This window comes from Streptomyces sp. NPDC060209, assembly GCF_042728155.1.
Classification (GTDB): domain Bacteria; phylum Actinomycetota; class Actinomycetes; order Streptomycetales; family Streptomycetaceae; genus Streptomyces.
On sequence record NZ_JBHWZS010000481.1, the window covers coordinates 1 to 4169 of the forward strand.

General features: G+C 69.1%; 2 protein-coding genes. Both read left to right on the forward strand.

Annotated elements, in window-relative coordinates; all coding sequences use genetic code 11:
• Positions 1-1796: trypsin-like serine protease (locus ACFWFI_RS41435; RefSeq protein WP_387400926.1), on the forward strand; the 1796-nt coding region annotated here is incomplete at its 5' end.
• A gap of 190 nt (positions 1797-1986) precedes the next feature.
• The gene (locus ACFWFI_RS41440) at positions 1987-4113 is read left to right on the forward strand and encodes an FG-GAP-like repeat-containing protein (RefSeq protein WP_387400928.1); all 2127 of its coding nucleotides are present in this window, start codon (positions 1987-1989) and stop codon (positions 4111-4113) included.
• Positions 4114-4169 lie beyond the last annotated feature (56 nt).

The window sequence follows — 4169 nt, forward strand, 5'->3', positions numbered from 1 at the left end:
GGTGGGTGCTGTTCCTGGCGCTCGGGGTGATCTGGGGCGTGCCCTACGCGATGATCCGCATCGCGGTCGAGAGTCTCGACCCGGTGGTCGTCGCCATCGGGCGCACCGCCATCGGCGGGCTGCTGCTGTTGCCGATCGCTCTGTACACCAACGCCTTCCGCGGGGTGCTCGCCCGCTGGCGGGTGCTGCTGGCCTACACCGCGGTCGGCTCCGTCACCCTCACCTCACCGGCGCAGGCAGTCATCGGTGACGCGGTCGCCGACAAGACCTACACCTTCACCGCGAAGATCCAGATCGGCGAAGGCGACACCAGCCGCGCCTGCACGGGAACCCTCGTCAACAACCAGTGGCTGCTCACCGCGGCGAGCTGCTTCGCCGACGACCCGGCCTCTCTCGTCGCTGGTGCCCCGGCGCTCCCGTCCACCGCGACCATCGGCCGAACCGACCTCACCTCCACCTCGGGTCAGGTCCGGGCGATCACGCAACTGGTACCCCGCACGGACCGTGACCTCGTGCTGGCCCAGCTCGCCACACCGGTCTCCGGCCCCTCCTTCCTGCACCCGGCGACCGCCGCCCCCGCAGCGGGCGATTCCCTGACGGGCGCCGGATACGGCCGGACCGCGGACACCTGGGTCCCCGACTCGCTCCACGCCGGAGCCTTCACCGTCGGCGCGGTCGAGGCCACCAGCGTCAGCATCGACGGCACCCCCGTCTGCAAGGGCGACAGCGGGGCACCCGTCTTCCGTGAGAAGAACGGCCGTCCCGAACTCGTGGCGATCGCCAGCAGGTCGTGGCAGGGAGGCTGCCTCGGGTCCGAGGAGGCCCGCACCGGCGCCGTCGCCAGCCGGGTGGACGACCTCCGGGCATGGATCACGGAGAGTACCGCCTCGACGCTGAACGTCTGGAACCTCCAGATGCTCACCAAGACCTCCACCGGCCTGTACCACTCCATGCGCAACAGCAACGGCGACTGGACCTCCTTCGGCAACGTTCAGAACGCCGCCGGCACCGTCGAGGACATCCAGTTCGCCGCCGACGCCGCCATCAAGGGCAAGAACTACGTCTTCGCCGTAGGCGGCAACGGGCACCTCTACCAGGCCAACCGGCGCGTGACCGGCGGCTGGGCCGCCTTCCGCGACCTGACAGCTGAACTCGGCGACAAGCCCGGGCTCACGCGTGTGGCCGTGACGTCCACGGGCACCGGTCTCGCCCTGATCGGCCTGGCCAACGGGCGCGTGTACCACGCCATCCAGGACGCCAGTGAGGTCTGGTCGAAGTGGGGTGATGTCACCGCCAAGCTCGGTGTGCTCGGCAATGCCACCCAGGTCACCGTCGCACACACCTCCGGCGGCCAGACCCAGGTCGGCGTCACCGCTGACGGCAAGGCCTACCACGGCATCCGCAATTCCGACGGGACGTGGAGTGACCACTGGGGAGGCGTCCACGCCCTGGAGACCGGTCTGACCTCGGCGGTCAACGGCATGTCCTTCGCCGCCGTCGCGGGCGATCTGCAGGTCGTCATCACCAGTGTCACCGGCGAGAAGAAGCACGCGATCCGCAAGGCCGACGGCACCTGGAGCAAGTTCGGCGACCTCGGCGACGAACTCGGCCGCGACACGATCGTCGGCGTCGACGCCACCGCGGTCAACGGCGAGCTCCAGGCGGCGGTCGTCACCACGGACGGGAAGATCAAGCACACCGTGCGCCACGCCGACGGCAAGTGGGACGCCACCGAGCAGGTCGTCGGCTACCCCGGCACCCCCGAAACCGTCGCGCTGACCGGCAGCACCCAGTAGCGCGGTCGCATCGCACCGTCGGCCGGCCGTGAACGGTCCCGACGGGCGTCGGGACCGTCAACAGTCCCGGCGCCCGTCGGCGCAACAGCGCTTCAGGACCGACACCGGCGAAAGGGCCCCGCAGCAAGTTCCGGCCTGCCACGACGCAGGTCCGGTCCCGACCGCTCCGACGTCCAGTCGAGGAACACACGTGAAAATCAGACGCTCCCCTGCGGTACGTACGCTGGCTCTGCTGTCCGCCGCAGCAGCGGCAGGCGCGCTCACCCTCACTTCCCCAGCTCAGGCGATCATCGGGGCTCCGGCCGCCGACAGCACCTACTCCTTCACCGCGAAGATCGAAATCGGTGACGGCGACACCAAGCGGGCGTGCACCGGATCCCTCGTCGACGCCCAGTGGATCCTGACCGCGAGCAGCTGCTTCACCGGCGGAGCCACCGAGCTGACCGTCGGCAAGCCCGCGGTGAAGACAGTGGCCACGATCGGCCGCCTCGATCCGAGTGCCACCGGCGGGCATGTCAGTGAGATCGTCGACCTGGTGCCGCGGGCGGGACGCGATCTGGTCATGGCCCGGCTCGCAGCCCCCGCCACCGGCATCACCCCGGTCGCGCTGGCCACCACCCCCGTCACCGCGGGCGACACCCTCACAGCCGCGGGGTACGGCCGCACGAAGACCGAGTGGGTGCCTGACAGGCTCCACACCGCGGCGTTCACCGTCGACACCGCCGGCACCACCGAACTCGGCATCACCGGTAGGACCGCCGGCGACGCGATCTGCAAGGGCGACACCGGCGGCCCCCTGCTGCGCACCGTCGGCGGGAAGCTTGAACTCGTCGGGATCAGCAGCCGTTCCTGGCAAGGCGGGTGCCTCGGGGAGACCGAGACCCGCAACGGCGCGACAGCCGCCCGAGCGGACAACACCGTCCTCGGGTCCCGCCTCCGCCCCGGTCAGCGCCTGCTTCCCGGAGACACTCTCGCCTCCGCCTCGGCCAAGCTCACCATGCAGACCGACGGCAACCTGGTCATCACCTCCAACGCGGGCAAGGTCCTCTGGTCCACGGGAACCACCGGCGCCGGTGCGACCGCCCTGCTGGACACCGGCGGAAACCTCGTCGTACGCGATTTGGCCGATACCGTCGATCTCTGGGAAGCCGGGACCTCCGCCACCGGCGGCACCGCCGTCCTCCAGGACCGTGGCAACTTCGTCGTACTCGACGCACAGGCCCAGTCGGTGTGGTCGAGTGGAACGGCCATCCGCCACGACTACAACGGCGACGGTCGCAGCGACATGGCCGCCTGGTACAACTACGCCGACGGCCGCGACGCCATCCACAGCTTCCTCGGCGGCACCGACGGCGCCATCGCAAAGCCCTTCACGTCCTACGACGTCCCGGACGGAGTCTGGGACACGAAGGCCATGAAGTACATCACCGGCGACTTCAACGGTGACGGCCGTGGTGACATGGCCGTCCTCAAGGGCTACAGCGACACCAGCGTCAAACTGTGGGTCGCGCTCGGCAGGGCCGACGGCGGCTTCGACACTCCGTTCACCGCGTGGAGCGCGGCGGCCGGCAGCTTCCACATCAGCTACATGACGCCACAGGCCGGCGACTTCAACGGTGACGGCCGCGACGACATGGCGGTCTGGTACGCCTACGCCGACGGAACCACCAAACTCTGGACGTTCACCAGCACCGCCACCGGCACCTTCAGCGCGCCCTTCAGCTCCTGGTCAGCTCCGACCGGCACCTGGTCCCGCACCCGCACCAAATTCATCACCGGCGACTTCAACGGCGACGGCCGCGACGACCTGAGCGTCTTCTACGGCCAGGGCGACGACACGGTGAAGACCTATGTCTTCCCGGCCGCTGCCAACGGAGGTTTTGCCGCTCCCGCCGCGTGGTGGCAGAGCACCTCCCTGGACTGGAACCGAACCACCCCGCACTCGGGGGACTTCAACGGCGACGGCCGTGACGACGCGCTCGTCTGGTACGACTACACCGACGGCAGCGACAAGACCTCCACGATGCTGTCCGAAAAGGTCGACGGAAAGGACCGTTTCGGTTCCGCCAAGCTCACACTCAACAGCCCTCCCGGAAACCTGGACGTCAGCCGTATGCAGTTCGTCACCGGTGACTACAACGGTGACGGCCGCGACGACCTTGCCACCATGAACCACCAGGCTGACGGCACTGTGAAGATGTGGACCTGGACGGCCCGGACCGACACCCTGTTCAACGGCGGCCTCGCCGGCTGGAGCGCCCCCGCCAGTAGCTGGGCCTTCGCCTCAGCACGCTTCTTCGGCACCTACAACAGCTAGGGACCGTTCGAGGCATGCCTGGCACGAAAACCGTCCGCCTCGGCAGCACTCGCTGC